This is a genomic window from Pseudomonas sp. PDM26 (assembly GCF_019219185.1).
GTDB lineage: Bacteria > Pseudomonadota > Gammaproteobacteria > Pseudomonadales > Pseudomonadaceae > Aquipseudomonas.
This window is the reverse complement of record NZ_JAHUWC010000011.1, coordinates 141,320-156,932: the sequence shown is the minus strand read 5'-3', so window position 1 is coordinate 156,932 and position 15,613 is coordinate 141,320. Positions and strand designations below refer to the sequence as shown.

The 15,613-nt window shown below is 60.2% G+C and carries 13 protein-coding genes; 4 read left to right on the top strand and 9 right to left on the bottom strand.

Features of this window, described 5'->3' with window-relative positions; genetic code table 11:
• Positions 1-141: 141 nt before the first annotated feature.
• Entirely contained in the window at positions 142-2,082 is a 1,941-nt protein-coding gene (locus KW849_RS21420; protein ID WP_371319169.1) for a BCCT family transporter, read from the top strand.
• Between the two features lie 253 nt (positions 2,083-2,335).
• Here KW849_RS21420 and choV read toward each other — a convergent pair whose 3' ends face one another.
• The 3 genes from choV to KW849_RS21405 form a co-directional block, all read right to left on the bottom strand.
• Complete coding sequence (choV, locus tag KW849_RS21415) at positions 2,336-3,514, bottom strand: choline ABC transporter ATP-binding protein (protein WP_218431157.1); 1,179 nt, start codon at positions 3,512-3,514, stop codon at positions 2,336-2,338.
• Positions 3,511-4,356: a choline ABC transporter permease subunit gene (choW, locus tag KW849_RS21410; protein WP_108216985.1), complete on the bottom strand. Its 846-nt coding sequence runs from the start codon at positions 4,354-4,356 to the stop codon at positions 3,511-3,513. The genes choV and choW overlap by 4 nt, the downstream gene beginning before the upstream one ends.
• A 77-nt stretch (positions 4,357-4,433) precedes the next feature.
• Positions 4,434-5,381 (bottom strand): choline ABC transporter substrate-binding protein, encoded by a 948-nt coding sequence (locus tag KW849_RS21405; protein WP_218431156.1) that lies wholly within the window; start codon positions 5,379-5,381, stop codon positions 4,434-4,436.
• 435 nt (positions 5,382-5,816) lie between these two features.
• Here KW849_RS21405 and KW849_RS21400 point away from each other — a divergent pair, with 435 nt between their 5' ends.
• Positions 5,817-7,193: an L-serine ammonia-lyase gene (locus KW849_RS21400; protein WP_218431155.1), complete on the top strand. Its 1,377-nt coding sequence runs from the start codon at positions 5,817-5,819 to the stop codon at positions 7,191-7,193.
• 539 nt (positions 7,194-7,732) lie between these two features.
• The gene (locus KW849_RS21395; protein ID WP_007975492.1) at positions 7,733-8,836 is read left to right on the top strand and encodes a GlxA family transcriptional regulator; all 1,104 of its coding nucleotides are present in this window, start codon (positions 7,733-7,735) and stop codon (positions 8,834-8,836) included.
• A gap of 99 nt (positions 8,837-8,935) precedes the next feature.
• On the opposite strand, the gene KW849_RS21390 is transcribed toward KW849_RS21395, so the two are convergent.
• The 6 genes from KW849_RS21390 to KW849_RS21365 all read right to left on the bottom strand — a co-directional run bounded on the left by KW849_RS21390 (position 8,936) and on the right by KW849_RS21365 (position 14,359).
• Entirely contained in the window at positions 8,936-9,199 is a 264-nt protein-coding gene (locus KW849_RS21390; RefSeq protein ID WP_218431154.1) for a hypothetical protein, read from the bottom strand.
• Positions 9,200-9,558: 359 nt separating this feature from the next.
• On the bottom strand, positions 9,559-10,722 hold the full coding sequence (locus tag KW849_RS21385) for a gamma-butyrobetaine dioxygenase (protein WP_218431153.1): 1,164 nt from the start codon (positions 10,720-10,722) through the stop codon (positions 9,559-9,561).
• A 13-nt stretch (positions 10,723-10,735) separates the two neighbouring features.
• Complete coding sequence (locus tag KW849_RS21380; RefSeq protein ID WP_218431152.1) at positions 10,736-11,212, bottom strand: thioesterase family protein; 477 nt, start codon at positions 11,210-11,212, stop codon at positions 10,736-10,738.
• 124 nt (positions 11,213-11,336) lie between these two features.
• Positions 11,337-12,302, bottom strand: a complete 966-nt coding sequence (locus KW849_RS21375; protein ID WP_218431151.1) for an L-carnitine dehydrogenase — start codon at positions 12,300-12,302, stop codon at positions 11,337-11,339.
• A gap of 129 nt (positions 12,303-12,431) precedes the next feature.
• Complete coding sequence (locus KW849_RS21370) at positions 12,432-13,319, bottom strand: 3-keto-5-aminohexanoate cleavage protein (protein WP_218431150.1); 888 nt, start codon at positions 13,317-13,319, stop codon at positions 12,432-12,434.
• Positions 13,320-13,414: 95 nt separating this feature from the next.
• Complete coding sequence (locus tag KW849_RS21365) at positions 13,415-14,359, bottom strand: choline ABC transporter substrate-binding protein (RefSeq protein ID WP_218431149.1); 945 nt, start codon at positions 14,357-14,359, stop codon at positions 13,415-13,417.
• 240 nt (positions 14,360-14,599) lie between these two features.
• Here KW849_RS21365 and KW849_RS21360 point away from each other — a divergent pair, with 240 nt between their 5' ends.
• Positions 14,600-15,544, top strand: coding sequence for a GlxA family transcriptional regulator (locus tag KW849_RS21360; RefSeq protein WP_218431148.1), 945 nt, complete (start codon positions 14,600-14,602; stop codon positions 15,542-15,544).
• Positions 15,545-15,613: the final 69 nt, after the last annotated feature.

The following is a 15,613-nucleotide window of genomic DNA, read 5'->3' as shown; positions in this document are numbered from 1 at the left end:
GCCGGTCGGCTGCCCACTAACCGATTGGTCGGGTAACCCGTTTGTCTTGCGTTCTTCTCTCGCACTGCCCGGAGCTTCTGTGCCATGAGTTCTGCCTCGCTAATAAAGACCCCACCCGAGAAGGTGACGGTCAACGGTTGGGTGTTTTACACCTCTACCGCGTTGATTCTGTTGTTGACCGCCATTCTGATCATCGCCCCGCAAGAGGCCGGCAGAATGCTGGGTATGGCGCAAGCCTGGTTGTCCCGCAGCTTCGGCTGGTACTACATGGTGGTGATTGCCACCTACCTGATTTTTGTCGTCGGCCTGGCGTTTTCGTCCTACGGCAAACTCAAGCTCGGCAGCAAGGACGACACCCCGGACTTCAGCTACGGCGCCTGGGCGGGGATGCTGTTTTCGTCGGGTATCGGCATCTCGTTGCTGTACTTCGGTGCTTCCGAGCCGCTGGACCACTACTTCAACCCACCGGAAGGCGTGGCCGGCAGCAACCTTGCCGCCCGTCAGGCCGTTCAGCTGACATTCCTGCACTGGGGCCTGCACGGCTGGGCGATTTACGCACTGGTCGGTCTGGCCGTTGCCTACTTTGCTTACCGTCATAACCAGCCGTTGGCGTTGCGTTCGGCGCTGTATCCGCTGGTGGGCGAGCGTTGGGTCAAGGGCGCGGCCGGGCATGCGGTGGACGGTTTTGGCATGTTCGTGACCCTGCTGGGTCTGGTGACCAACCTGGGGATTGGTTCGCTGCAAGTGTCGTCGGGGCTGGAAAACCTGTTCGGCATGGAGCACAGCAACACCAACCTGCTGATCGTGATCATTGTGATGAGCACCGTGGCGACCATCGCTGCCGTGTCGGGCGTGGAAAACGGCATCCGTCGTCTGTCCAACCTCAACATCGTGCTGTTCAGCGGCCTGCTGATTTTCGTCCTGTTGTTTGGTCCGACCCTGCACCTGCTCAACGGCTTCGTGCAGAACGTCGGTGACTACCTGAACGGCGTGGTGCTGAAGACTTTCGACCTCTATGTGTACGAAGGCGACAGTGAGAAGTCCGACCGCTGGCTGGGCCTGTGGACCCTGTTCTACTGGGCCTGGTGGATTTCCTGGGCGCCATTCGTGGGCATGTTCATCGCGCGTATTTCCCGTGGTCGCACGGTGCGCGAGCTGGTCGCCGGTGTGCTGCTGATTCCGCTGGGCTTCACTCTGGCGTGGCTGTCGATCTTCGGCAACTCGGCCCTGGACCTGGTGATGAACCACGGGGCGGTAGAGCTCGGGAAGACGGCGCTGGAACAGCCGTCCATGGCGATCTACCAGTTGCTTGAGCATTACCCGGCGTCGAAAGTGGTGATCGGCGTGTCGATCTTTGTCGGTTTTGTGCTGTTCCTGACACCGGCGGATTCCGGCGCGGTGATGATGGCCAACCTGTCCTGCAAGGGCGGCAATGTCGACGAAGACGCACCGCACTGGCTGCGGATCTTCTGGTCGGCGGTGATCACCCTGGTGACCATCGGCCTGCTGTTCGCCGGCAACTTCGAAGCCATGCAAACCATGGTGGTGCTGGCCGGCCTGCCGTTCTCGGTGGTGCTGGTGTTCTTCATGTTTGGCTTGCACAAGGCCATGCGCCAGGATGTGCAGATCGAACAGGAACAAGCCGAGTTGGCGGCACGCGGTCGTCGTGGTTTCAGCGAGCGCTTGACCCAACTGGACCTGCAACCGAGCCAGTCGGTCGTGCAGCGTTTCATGGACAAGCACGTGAGCCCGGCGCTGGAAGATGCGACGGTGCAAATGCGTGCTCAAGGTCTGCAAGTGCAGACGCTGCTGGGCAAGTCCAAGCGCTGCATGGGCGTGCGGGTCGAGATGGAAGAGGGCAATCCTTTCGTCTACGAAGTCAGCCTGGACGGGTACCTGGCCACACCGACCGAATCGGCTCAGTCCGATGAGGCGCGTCAGCGTTACTACCGTGCCGAGGTGTATCTGCATAACGGCAGCCAGGACTACGACTTGATGGGCTTCACCCAGGATCAGATCACCCGTGACGTGCTCGATCAGTTTGAAAGCCATCGGCAGCTCCTTGGCCGCGTCTATAGCTGAGTTGTGAGGGGATGCGGTGCAGTGAATGCACCGCAGATCTGATTGTGGCGAGGGGGCTTGCCCCCGTTCGGCGGCGCAGCCGTCGTAAATCCGGATAATGCGGTTTGTCTGAACTACTGCGGTGTATGGGTTTAGGGTCGCTGCGCAACCCAACGGGGGCAAGCCCCCTCGCCACAGGGTTCTCTGTTTACAGTTGAATTTCTGCACTAACAAAAACGCCGCGATCTCTCGCGGCGTTTTCGTTTCTGTTGCCTTACCCCAGGTTCTTGCCGAGCAGCGCGTGATACAGCTCGCTGTCGCCAAGGATCCCCACCACCTTGTTGTTGTCGTGCAGCACCAGTTTGTTGCCGGTCTGATAACGAATCTGCAGCGCATCGCGCATGCCGATGTTCGAGTCCACCAGGGTTGGTCGACGACCCAGGCCTTCAACGGCCTGACCCGGTACCCAGTTCTGCAAGTCCAGGGCAGACCCGTTCTGGCGAGCGCCCTTGATGGTGTTGCCCTCGGCCAGGTCCAGCCACGAATCGCCGCCCGGATCCAGGCACACCGAACCGTTGATGCGTTTGCAGTTGTCCAGGGTGCGCATCAGGCTGCGACCGCACAGTACGTTCAGCGGGTTGGTGTGAGCCACGAAGGTCCGCACGTAGTCGTCCGCAGGGTTGAGGACGATTTCTTCCGGCTTGCTGTACTGGATGATCCGGCCGTCTTTCATGATCGCGATACGGCTGCCGAGTTTCAGCGCTTCATCAAGGTCGTGGCTCACGAAGACGATGGTCTTGTGCAGCTTGCGTTGCAGCTCCAGCAGCTCGTCTTGCAGGCCCTGACGGATCAGCGGGTCGAGTGCCGAGAACGGTTCGTCCATCAGCAGAATGTCGGCGTCCATCGCCAGGGCACGGGCCAGGCCCACGCGTTGCTGCATACCACCGGACAGCTCATCGGGTTTCTTGTTGCGCCACTGGGCCAGGCCCACCAGTTCAAGCTTTTCGTCCACCAGTTTGCGTCGTTCTTTCTCGGGACGACCCTGCATTTCCAGGCCGAAGCTGATGTTTTCGCGAACGGTCAGCCAGGGCATCAGGGCGAACTTCTGGAACACCATCGCAATGCGCTTGGTGCGCATCATTTTCAGTTCGGCGGGGCTGCAGGACGCAATGTCGATCTGCTTGCCTTCGTGCTCGACGAACAACTTGCCACGGCTGACAGTGTTGAGGCCGTTGATGCAGCGCAGCAGGCTGGACTTGCCGGAGCCGGACAGGCCCATCAGTACGCAGATTTCACCTTTTTCGATATCCAGGCTGGCTTTTTCAACGCCGACAATCTGCCCGGTCTTTTTCAGGATCTCGTTACGGGTCATGCCCTGATCCAGCAGCTTGAGCGCCTCGCGTGGATCCTTGGAGAAGATAACGTCAACGTTATCGAAGCGAATAATGCTCATGCGTCACCCCCTACTTTGGCGTCGGGTTGTTTGCAGATACGGTCGAGCATGATCGCCAGCAGTACGATCGCCAGGCCTGCTTCGAAGCCCAGGGCGATATCAGCAGTGTTCAGTGCGTTGACCACCGGTTTGCCCAGGCCATCGGCGCCCACAAGTGCCGCAATCACCACCATCGAAAGGGACAGCATGATGCACTGGGTGATGCCTGCCGCAATGCTTGGCATGGCGTGGGGCAGTTCGATCCGCGAGAGCAGCTGACGGCGCGAGCAGCCAAAGGCCTTGCCGGCGTCCATCAATTCTTCCGGTACATCGCGGATACCCAGGTAAGTCAGGCGGATGGGCGCGGCAATCGCGAACACCACCGTGGAGATCAGGCCCGGGACCACACCCAGCCCGAAGAGGGTGAGGGTAGGAATGAGGTACACGAAAGTCGGTACGGTCTGCATCAGATCGAGTACCGGACGCATTAAAGTATAGAACATCGGCTTGTGCGCGGCGACGATGCCCAGCGGCACGCCGATGACCACGCAGACCAGGGTGGCGAACATCACCTGGGCGAGGGTTTCCATGGTTTCCTGCCAGTACCCCAGATTGAGGATCAGCAGAAAGGAGGCAACGACAAACGCGGTCAGACCCCATTTACGTTGAATGAAATGTGCCAGTAGTGCGATTAGGCCGATCAGTGCCAGCGGGTTGAACCAGGTCAGCGCAAAGGTCACGCCGTGGATCATCGTTTCCAGAGACACGGCGATTGCGTCGAAGGTGCTGGCGCCGTGTTGCGTCAACCATTCAACAAAGCCCGCGATGTACTGGCCTAGGGGTATTTTCTGATCAATCAGCATGGTAGTGAACGTCCGCATGCAAGGTAATTAACAGCCCGGACGGTGTGGGCCGTCCGGCATAAGCGATGCTCCCTAATTCAAGGCGTCAGTTTGGCTTTCACGGCCTCCAGGCCAGGTTTACCGTCAATGGTGGTCACGCCAGCGAGCCAGGTATCGAGCACCTGTGGATTCTTTTTCAGCCAGGCCTTGGCGGCCGCGTCAGGCTTCATCTTGTCGTCCAGGATGTTGCCCATCAGTTCACTTTCCATGTCGACGGTGAACTCCAGGTTCTTCAGCAACTGGCCGACGTTGCCGCACTCCTGCGCATAACCCTTGCGGGTGTTGGTCGCCACGGTGGCGGCACCGAAGTCCGGGCCGAAGAAGTCATCACCACCGGTCAGGTATTGAATCTTGAAGCGCTTGTTCATCGGGTGCGGCGCCCAGCCGAGGAACACCACGGCGGTGTCGCGTTTCTGCGCGCGGTCGACCTGCGACAGCATGCCGGCTTCGCTGGACTCGACGACCTTGAAGCCTGCGTCCTTGAGGCCGAAGGCGTTCTTGTCGATCATCGACTGGATCAGGCGGTTGCCGTCGTTGCCAGGCTCGATGCCGTAGATCTTGCCATCGAGTTCCTTCTTGAATTTGGCGATATCGGCGAAGTCATGCAGCCCCTTGTCGTACAGAGCCTGGGGGACGGCGAGGGTGTACTTGGCGCCCTTGAGGTTGGTACGCACGGTCTCCACGGTGCCGGCATCGCGGTAAGCCTTGATGTCGTTTTCCATGGTCGGCATCCAGTTGCCCAGGAACACGTCCATGTTCTTGCCGTCAGCCAGCGACTTGTAGGTCACGGGCACGGAAATCATGGTGGTCTTGGTCTTGTAGCCAAGGGCATTGAGCACGACGCTGGTGGTCGCGGTAGTCGCGGTGATGTCGGTCCAGCCGACATCGGAGAAGTTTACGGTACTGCACTGCGCCGGTTCTGCAGCTTGCGCCAGAACCGGCAGACTAAGCATGGCGGCCAACAACAACGACGGGGAACCTTTCATGGATGGACTCCTTGGTGTTTTTTTTGGCAGTGTTCCGACTGGACCACCGCACTTATAGGTTGCGGTTGGGTGGCGTTCTGGAGACAGCTCTACCACGTCGCCTTGCAATCGAGTCGATATGATCATGTACCAGTGAAAATCTGACGCCTACAGGGTGCGTCGTATCCAGTACAGGGATGGTCGCATCCAGTGTCGGTGACGTCGTTTACAGATTTTTTCAGCCCGATTTTCCCCTCTGAACCGCAAAAAAACGGCGAAAACACGGCGTAAAAGACACGCGGCGCTGGTGGGCATGAGTGCGTCGGTTAGAGACGTCGAACAACTGGATAAAAGCTTGATGATGCGCTCATCTCGGCGGATTGCAGCTTGAGCGTAGCAGCTCCGTCACCGTGCGCTTTCGCGTGCGCAGTGGGCCCATCCAGGAGTTCGGCAGTAATGGCTATCAGTGTTTTCGACCTGTTCAAAATCGGCATCGGCCCTTCCAGTTCACATACCGTGGGGCCCATGCGGGCGGCGGCTTTGTTTGTGCAGGGCCTGCGCGAGCGCGGGTTGCTTGAGCAGGTGCGGCGTGTCGAAGTCCAGCTGTTCGGCTCTTTGTCGGCCACCGGTATCGGCCACGGCAGCGACAATGCCGTGATCATGGGCCTGATGGGTGAGTGGCCGGATGCGATCGATCCGTCGCAAATCGGCATCCGCATCGCCACTCTGCGCGAGAGCGATACGCTGCTGCTCGACAGTCGCTTGCCGGTGCCCTTCATCTGGTCCCGGGACATGCGCCTGATCGACGAGAACCTGCCATTCCATCCCAACGCCATGACCTTGATAGTCGAGGGTGATGACGGCGAGTTGCATCGCGACACCTACTATTCGGTTGGCGGCGGTTTTGTCGTCGATGAGGCTCAGGCCTCCAGCGGTGTCGTCGACCTCGACCGCACTGTGTTGCCTTATGACTTTTCCAGTGCGGCCGAGCTGCTGGAACTGTGCAAAAAGCACAAGCTGCGCGTGGCTGAGTTAATGATGGCTAACGAGAGGGTGTGGCGCAGCGAGGACGAAATCCGCAGCGGCCTGATGAAGCTCTGGCGCGCCATGCAAGATTGCGTCGAACAAGGCCTGAAGCACGAAGGCATCCTGCCCGGCGGGCTGAACGTGCGCCGTCGTGCGGCCAAGCTGCACCGTAGCCTGCAGGAACTGAACAAACCCAACGTGATCGGCTCGACCTTGAGCGCCATGGAGTGGGTCAACCTGTTCGCCCTGGCGGTCAACGAAGAAAACGCCGCCGGCGGGCGCATGGTCACGGCACCGACCAACGGCGCGGCGGGGATCATTCCGGCGGTACTGCACTACTTCATGAAGTTCAGCGAAGCGGTGACCGACGCCAATGTCGTGGATTACTTCCTCAGTGCGGCGGCAGTGGGAATCCTGTGCAAGAAGAACGCCTCGATCTCCGGTGCCGAAGTCGGCTGTCAGGGCGAAGTCGGTTCGGCCTGCGCCATGGCGGCGGCCGGGCTGGCGGAAATTCTTGGCGCCACACCAGAGCAACTGTGCAACGCGGCGGAGATCGGTCTGGAGCACAACCTCGGCCTGACCTGCGACCCGGTGGGTGGGCTGGTCCAGGTGCCGTGCATCGAGCGCAACGCGATTGCCGCGGTGAAGGCGATCAATGCGGCGCAAATGGCATTGCGCGGTGATGGCCAGCACTTTATTTCGCTGGACCGGGTGATCCGCACCATGCGCGATACCGGTGCCGATATGCATGACAAATATAAAGAGACATCGCGGGGTGGGTTGGCGGTGAGTGCGGTGGAGTGCTGACACACCTGTCCCTGTAGGAGCTGGCTTGCCAGCGAAAGCGGTGGCTCTACCGCTGAATATGTGTCGGATGTACTGGCCTCTTCGCTGGCAAGCCAGCTCCTACACACCGTCAGACCAGTCAAAACTGCGCGCTAAGTGAACACCCGATTTAAAACGCGCCACCTTTTGGCGCGTCGCTCACAGATAAATCGTCTTGCCACTGATCGAGGGCCAACCGGCCTTCGACCGCCCGTCACCCGTGCCTGCGGTGACACTCTCTTCCAACTGCTCGTAGCCCTGTTCCCACAAGTGCTACCGAATTGCTCACAGCTTGTGGGCCAGGGCGCTTGCCAGCCCTGATGGCCATTTAAATCCCCCTGCCTTGCAAGACATATATATACACATTCCGACGTCGTTTTCAGGAGTTATTGAACGCGCATTCAAAAATAGGCATGGCAATTGCTCTGTCATTACAAAGCCCGTCTCCCACGCGAGAACGATGGCAATAAAAAGAGCCTCCGCCTGAGGCCATCACCCGCTTTGTGTGAGGAGATACCGCGATGACGACGTTCAACTCCGGGGCCCAACCCCAGAACCGTGCGCCTCAATCCATCGGCTTTCTGCTGCTGGACAATTTCACGCTGATTTCCCTGGCGTCCGCAGTGGAACCCCTGCGCATGGCCAACCAGTTGTCCGGTCGCGAGCTGTATCGCTGGACCACCCTCACCGTCGATGGCGGTCAGGTCTGGGCGAGTGACGGCTTGCAGATCACCCCCGACGCCTCCATGCACAAAGCCCCGCCAATGGACACCGTGATTGTTTGCGGTGGCATCGGCATCCAGCGCACGGTGACCCGCGAACACGTGTCCTGGCTGCAAAGCCAGGCCCGCCAGTCCCGCCGTCTCGGGGCGGTGTGCACCGGCAGCTGGGCCCTGGCCTGCGCCGGCCTGCTCGACGGTTTCGATTGCAGCGTGCACTGGGAATGCCTGGCGGCGATGCAGGAAGCTTTCCCACGGGTAGCCATGAGCACCCGTCTGTTCACCCTCGACCGTAACCGTTTCACCAGCTCGGGCGGCACCGCGCCACTGGACATGATGCTGCACCTGATCAGCCGTGATCACGGGCGTGAACTGTCGGCGGCCATTTCGGAAATGTTCGTCTACGAGCGCATCCGCAACGAGCAGGATCACCAGCGTGTGCCGCTCAAGCACATGCTCGGCACCAACCAGCCGAAGTTGCAGGAAATCGTCGCGCTGATGGAAGCCAACCTCGAAGAGCCGATCGACCTCGACGAACTGGCGGTTTATGTTGCGGTGTCCCGTCGTCAGCTCGAGCGGTTATTCCAGAAATACCTGCACTGCTCACCGTCGCGCTATTACCTGAAGCTGCGTCTGATCCGCGCGCGGCAATTGCTCAAGCAAACGCCGATGTCGATCATCGAAGTGGCGTCGGTGTGCGGTTTCGTGTCCACGCCGCACTTCTCCAAGTGCTACCGCGAATACTTCGGCATTCCACCGCGTGACGAGCGCGTAGGGTCCAACACTACCCAGCAAGTGGCGATGATGCCGCTGCCGCAAGCGCTGGTGCTGTCGCCGTTGTCCGGGCCGTTGTCGGCGCTGAGCCAGGCGCGTAATGAGTCGACGTTCGCTAGCGTAAGGCTTTAAACCGAGAAGCCATTAAAAGATCACAGCCTGCGGCAGCTCCTACAGGGAACGTGTTTCAACTGTAGGAGCTGCCGCAGGCTGCGATCTTTTGATTTTCTGTCAGCTGCGATGGCTCTGCTGGTACTCCGACAACGCCGGCAGCAATTGTTTGTCGATGGCCTGGCGCACTGCCGGCAGGATCGTCGCGCTGCTGGTGTACATCTCCTTGACCATCTTGCGAAGCTCATACGCCCGAGTATCGTCCAGGCCCCTTACCACGCACTCGCAAGCCTGCTCGGCGGTGGCTCCATTGGGTACGTTGAATCCCAATGACTTGAGCTGGCCCAACAGGTCTTCCTGGTCTATCAAATCGGCGTGCATCATGACGCAATCCTTCTTCAGGGAACGGTGTCGTGGTTCGATTCTGGTGGGGGTGCCGGGTGTCGGCAAGGGCGAATTGTCGCAATGGCTCAATTGGTTATGAACATGTCGTTTTCGGCTAACCTGGCTCGCGGGGTAGTGGGCACACTGGACTCAGCTCGCTTCACGAAGGTTTGGTCACCCTCGCACGGCAGCTCCTCAACAGTACCCTCTGCCTCGATCATGTCACGGCTTGATCGGGGCTTTTTTTCGCCTGCGGATCGGTGTTGGCAGGCCCCATGCCTTCGCTGGCAAGCCAGCTCCTACAGGGGCGGTGTGATCTCTGTAGGAGCTGGCTTGCCAGCGAAGAACGATGACGCGGACTAGCGTTGCAACACGAGGATGCGCGACAACAACTCATCCCGGTCGACATAGCAACCCTGGAAATGCCGCGCCCCGGTGGCCGGGTCGAAGGCGTTACGGGCATGCAGGGTGCGGCGGTTGTCGAAGCACCACAGCTCGCCTGGATTGAGCCGCTGCATCAACCTGAATCGAGGCTCGCGGGTCATCGCGATAAAGCGCCGGTAGGCGCGATAGAGTCTGGGCATCTGTTCCACCGACGCATCGAACGGTCCGCGCAGAAAGTTCGCCATGCGGATTTCCGACACCTGCCCCAACGCATCCACGGCAATGATCGGCGCCAGGCAGCGGTAGTCGCTGTGACGGTCCTTGTTGCGAAACTCAACGGGAATTTCACACAGGTTTTTGAAGGATTCGGGGTCTTCCCGGCGCAAGGCGTCGGCGATGGCAAAACCATCGACAAAAATGCTCTCGCCACCCTCGGCGTCATTGACCAGGCAATGCAGGAACTGCAGCCCCGGTTGCAACTCACGGGTTGGCAAATCGCTGTGCAGCGGCAGGTTGAAGGCGGTGTAGGCGTTGCTGTCGGCGTCGGCCTTGGATTGCACGTTGAACAGCACGCCGAAATTGCTCTCGCGGATGAAGGAAATCCGTTGGGCGATCAGTTTCAGGGAGCCGGGCTCGGTGGGCAAGCCACGGACCTGGGTCAATCCGACGTCCCGTACTGCCAACAACCATTGCAACAAGGCGTCGGAGTCGTTCATCAGCGCTTGATACTCGAACACCGGCAACTGCAAATCGCTGTGCCAGAGCCTGGCTTTCGGCTTGCGTTGCTGACGCTCGGCGCGGGAATCATCGTCATAGGCGTGGGCACGCAGCCAGCCGGGGTCGAAGCGGCTGCCGTGGCCGTCCTGCCAATCCACCGCCAGGCAGCCATCGCTGTCTATACGGGCGTTATCGGGCATCAGGTCTTGAGCCACATCGACGATTTCCAGCACTTGCTCGCGGGTCACTGTGTAGACGCATTGCGGGCACGAGCAGTTGTCCCGCAGCCATTGATGGTGGAAAGGGCTGACACGGTTATCGGCCCACTTCACCAGAACATGGTCCGCCAGAGTCTGCACGCCAGTCAGCGCGCTGATCAACGGATAGGTACGAAAGTCGGCAAATGCAGCGGCGGTGTTCATGGCGATCTCCTTGTTATTTTTTTGGGGGTAATGCGATCACTCGGCCAACGTACTCGGGTGTTGGCAGGTCCACCTGTTCGGCGACGATGGCTTGCAGCCGGCTCAAGGACTGTTCACTGAACGGGGCCGAACGCGGCCCGGCGAGATCCACGTGCAGCAGCATCTGTTCGTTGCCTGCCAGTTCCTGGGCATCACCGACCAGATGCAGGCTGTGATAGAGGTGCACGCGCTTGCTGTCGTGGGCAATGATTTGAGTGTGCACTTCGACTTGGGCGTCGAGCTTCACTTCGTGCAGGTAGTTGAGGTGCAGTTCGAGGGTGAACAGCGAGTTGCCGCTGGCTTCGCGGCTGCTGCTGTCCAGTCCCAGGCGATCCATCAGCGCGTCGGTGGCGTAGCTGAAGATCAGCAGGTAGAAGGCGTCGCGAAGGTGGCCGTTGTAGTCGACCCATTCGGGGATGATGGTGGTTTGGTAGGTGGTGAGGGTGGGCATGATGGCTGATCCAGAACAGATTGTGATTGGAATGCCGTCATCGCCAGCAGGCTGGCTCCCACATTGGAATGCGTTCTCCTGTGGGAGCCAGCCTGCTGGCGATGGGGCCGGGCCTGCGGTTTGATTACTCGCTGAACGCCATCCCATGCTTCTCTTTGGTGGTCTTCACCGCCTCCAGCACCGCCAGCAGGCAGTCATCACGATAGCGCTCCAGCGCCGAAATGCTGTGTTTGCCCAGTTGATCGCTGGTGCCATCGACCACGTCGTCGATCAGCTTGTCGGTCAGCTCCGGTGCCGGCAGGTAGGTCCACGGCAATTGCAACGCCGGGCCAAACTGGGCCATGAAGTGACGCATGCCGGCATCGCCACCGGCCAGGGTGTAAGTCAGGAACGTGCCCATGAAGGACCAGCGCAAACCGGCGCCGAAGCGGATTGCATCGTCGATTTCACCGGTAGTCGCCACACCGTCGTTGACCAGGTGCAGTGCCTCACGCCACAGCGCCTCGAGCAGACGGTCGGCGATGAAGCCCGGTACTTCCTTGCGCACGTGCAGCGGGCGCATCCCCAGGGATTCATAGACCTTCATCGCGGCTTGCACTGCTTCAGGGGCGGTGTTTTTGCCGCCGACCACTTCCACCAACGGCAGCAGGTAAACCGGGTTGAACGGGTGACCGACCACGCAGCGCTCCGGGTGCGTGGCACTCTCGTAGAACTCGCTGGGTAGCAGGCCAGAGGTGCTGGAACCGATCAATGCATTGGGCTTGGCTGCCGCGCTGATTTTGCTGTGCAGGTCCAGTTTCAGATCCAGCCGTTCCGGGGCGCTTTCCTGGATGAAATCGGCATCGCGCACGCACTCTTCGATGGTCGCGACAAAGCTTAGGCGATTCTGCGATGCACCTGGCGCCAGGCCTTGTTTCTCCAGCGCGCCCCAGGCATTGGCGACGCGTTTGCGCAAGGCGGCCTCAGCGCCGGGGGCCGGGTCCCAGGCCACTACATCCAGACCATGGGCGAGGGCACGTGACACCCAACCGCTGCCGATGACACCGCTGCCTAACGCTGCGAAGATTTTGATTTCGGTGATGAAGCTCATGGTGACGTCCTAATAAGTTCGGTGAGCCCTGTAGGAGCTGCCGCAGGCTGCGATCTTTTGACTTTGTTTTTTAAAGCAAGATCAAAAGATCGCAGCCTGCGGCAGCTCCTACGGGTTTTGTGTTTGGGGTTAACCGCGCTTGGTCAGGCCCATTTTTGCCCGGCCTTGCGCCGGGGTCAGGACGCGGGCACCGAGGCGGCTGAGGATTTCCGTGGCACGCTCGACCAGTTGGCCGTTGGTCGCCAGCACGCCCTTGTCCAGCCACAGGTTGTCTTCCAGGCCGACGCGCACGTTGCCGCCGAGCAGTACTGCTTGCGCAGCCATCGGCATCTGCATGCGACCGATACCAAAGCCGGCCCAGACCGCGTCGGCCGGCAGGTTGTCGACCATGGCTTTCATGGTGGTGGTGTCCGCCGGCGCGCCCCAAGGGATGCCCAGGCATAGCTGAAACAACGGGTTGTCGAGCAGGCCTTCCTTGATCATCTGCTTGGCGAACCACAGGTGACCGGTGTCGAAGATTTCCAGCTCGGCTTTAACGCCCAGCTCTTGAATGCGTTTGGCGCCAGCGCGCAGCTGCGCCGGGGTGGACACGTATATGGTGTCGCCGTCGCCGAAGTTCAGGGTGCCGCAATCGAGGGTGCAGATTTCCGGTAGCAGTTCTTCGACGTGGGCCAGGCGGGTCAGCGGGCCGACCAGATCGGTGTTCGGGCCGAATTCCATCGGGTTCTCGCCGCCGCCGATTTCCAGGTCGCCGCCCATGCCAGCAGTGAGGTTGACGATGATGTCCACGTCCGCCTCGCGGATGCGCTCCATCACTTCGCGGTACAGCGCCACATCACGGCTGAATTTGCCGGTTTGCGGGTCGCGCACATGGCAGTGAACCACGGTGGCGCCGGCCTTGGCGGCTTCCACGGCGGCAGCGGCGATTTGTTTCGGGGTGACCGGCACGTGGGGGCTTTTGCTGGTCGTGTCGCCAGCACCGGTGAGTGCGCAGGTGATGATGACGTCGTGGTTCATGAGGCGGTTCCTTACAGGCGAGTTTTTGGTTTTGGCCAGGCGTGGTGGTCCCGTTCGCAGCCCGTCGGGGCTGCGAGTCGGTGGTTCAATCGGGTTTATTTACTGGTCAGTTTCAGGTTTTCAGCGGCCGGTTTGCCATCGAAGGTGGTGACACCTTCAAGCCAGCGCTTTTTGTCCTGCGGGTGATCCTTGAGCCATTGCTTGGCCGACTCGAAAGCGTCCTTGTGATCCAGCAGCGGCTGCATCATCCGGCTCTCGTCTTCGGCGGTGAACGTCAGGTTGCTCAGCAGGCGACCGACGTTCGGGCATTGTTCGGTGTATGTCGGTGCGGTGACGGTCCACACGGTGGCCTTGCCTTCGTTCGGGCCGAGGGCGTCGTCGCTGCCGGTGAGGTAGGTCATCTTGACGTTGACGTTCATCGGGTGCGGCGCCCAGCCGAAGAACACCACGGCTTCGTTGCGACGTACGGCGCGATCCACGGCGGCGAGCATGCCGGCTTCGCTGGACTCGACCAGCTGGAACTTGCCGAGGCCGAACTGGTTCTTGGAGATCATCGCTTTGATTTGGGTGTTGGCGCCCGAGCCAGGCTCGATGCCGTAGATCTTGCCGCCCAGTTCTTTTTCGAATTTGGCGATGTCAGCGAAGGTTTTCAGGCCCTTGTCCGCGAGGTAGGTCGGCACGGCGAGGGTCGCGCGGGCGTCCTGCAGGCTTGGCGCTTCAAGCACCTTGACCTGTTTGGCGTCGACGAACGGGGTGATGGTCTGGGTCATCAGCGGGTTCCAGTAGCCGAGGAACAGGTCCAGACGCTGGTCGCGGATCCCGGCGAAGATGATTTGCTGGGAGGCGCTGGTTTGTTTGGTGTTGTAGCCGAGGCCATCGAGCAATACCTGGGTCATGGCACTGGTGGCGATCACGTCGGTCCAGTTCACTACACCCATGCGCACGTTCTGGCACGCGGCGGGTTCGGCGGCCATGACACTGGCGCTCAGCAAAGCGGTACCACTGAGTGCAAGAACACAGCTGCTGATCAGTCGTTTCATTCTCAGGTTCCTCGGCAGTTCGATTATTGTGAGTTCCGGTGTCTGATGCGCCGGTGATGCCAAGTTACGCAGCTAAGCGGCCGTGAAAGCGCACTGCGGCGACCAGCTCTTGCACTGCAGCGACCTGTGCTCTTGAATGCCACTGGCAAGTGGCGTATCAACATCCTCACGCTACCCGCCCTCTCGTTACCTGGCCTCTTGTTACCTGGCCTCTTGTTACCTGCTAAGCGAGTGCGCTCCATGTCCCAGGATTTCTACTTCTTGTTGATGCCGGGTTTCTCGGCCATCGGATTTATCTCGGCTATCGAGCCGTTGCGGGTCGCCAATCGCTTTCGCGGCGAGCTGTATCGCTGGCATGTGCTGAGCGCCGATGGCGGGGCGGTGCTGGCGAGCAATGGCATGTCGGTCAACGCCGATGCGGCGCTGGAGCCGCTGAAGAAAGGCGCGACACTGCTGGTGGTCGCCGGTTTCGAACCGCTGAAGTTCACTACCCCGGCGCTGGAACATTGGTTGCGCCGCCTGGACAACGAAGGCGTGACCCTCGGCGCCATCGACACCGGCAGCTTCATCCTCGCCGAAGCCGGCCTGCTCGACGGCCATCGCCTGACCCTGCACTGGGAAGCTATCGACGCGTTCAAGGAGTCTTATCCACAGCTCAGTGTCACCCAGGAACTGTTCGAGATCGACCGTCGGCGCATCACCTCCGCTGGTGGCACGGCTTCCATCGATTTGATGCTGGATCTGATCGCCCAGGCCCACGGTCCCGACCTGGCGATCCAGGTCAGCGAACAATTCGTACTCGGCCGTATCCGCCCGCGCAAAGACCACCAGCGCATGGAAGTCGCCACGCGCTACGGCATCAGCAACAAGAAACTGGTGCATGTGATTGGCGAGATGGAGCAGCACAGCGAACCGCCGCTAAGCACCTTGGAACTGGCGGAATCGATCAAGGTGACGCGGCGCCAGTTGGAGCGCCTGTTTCGCCTGCACCTGAAAGATACGCCGAGCAATTTCTACTTGCGGTTACGGTTGGAAAAAGCGCGGCAGTTGCTCCGTCAGACCGACATGAGCGTGCTGGAAGTGAGCATTGCCTGCGGGTTCGAATCGCCGTCGTATTTCACACGCAGTTATCGGGCGAAATATGAGCGCTGCCCGCGGGAGGATCGGCGTACCGCCAAGGCATAAAGATCAAAAGATCGCAGCCTTCGGCAGCTTCTACATGAGATCCCCTGTAGGAGCTGCCGAAGGCTGCGA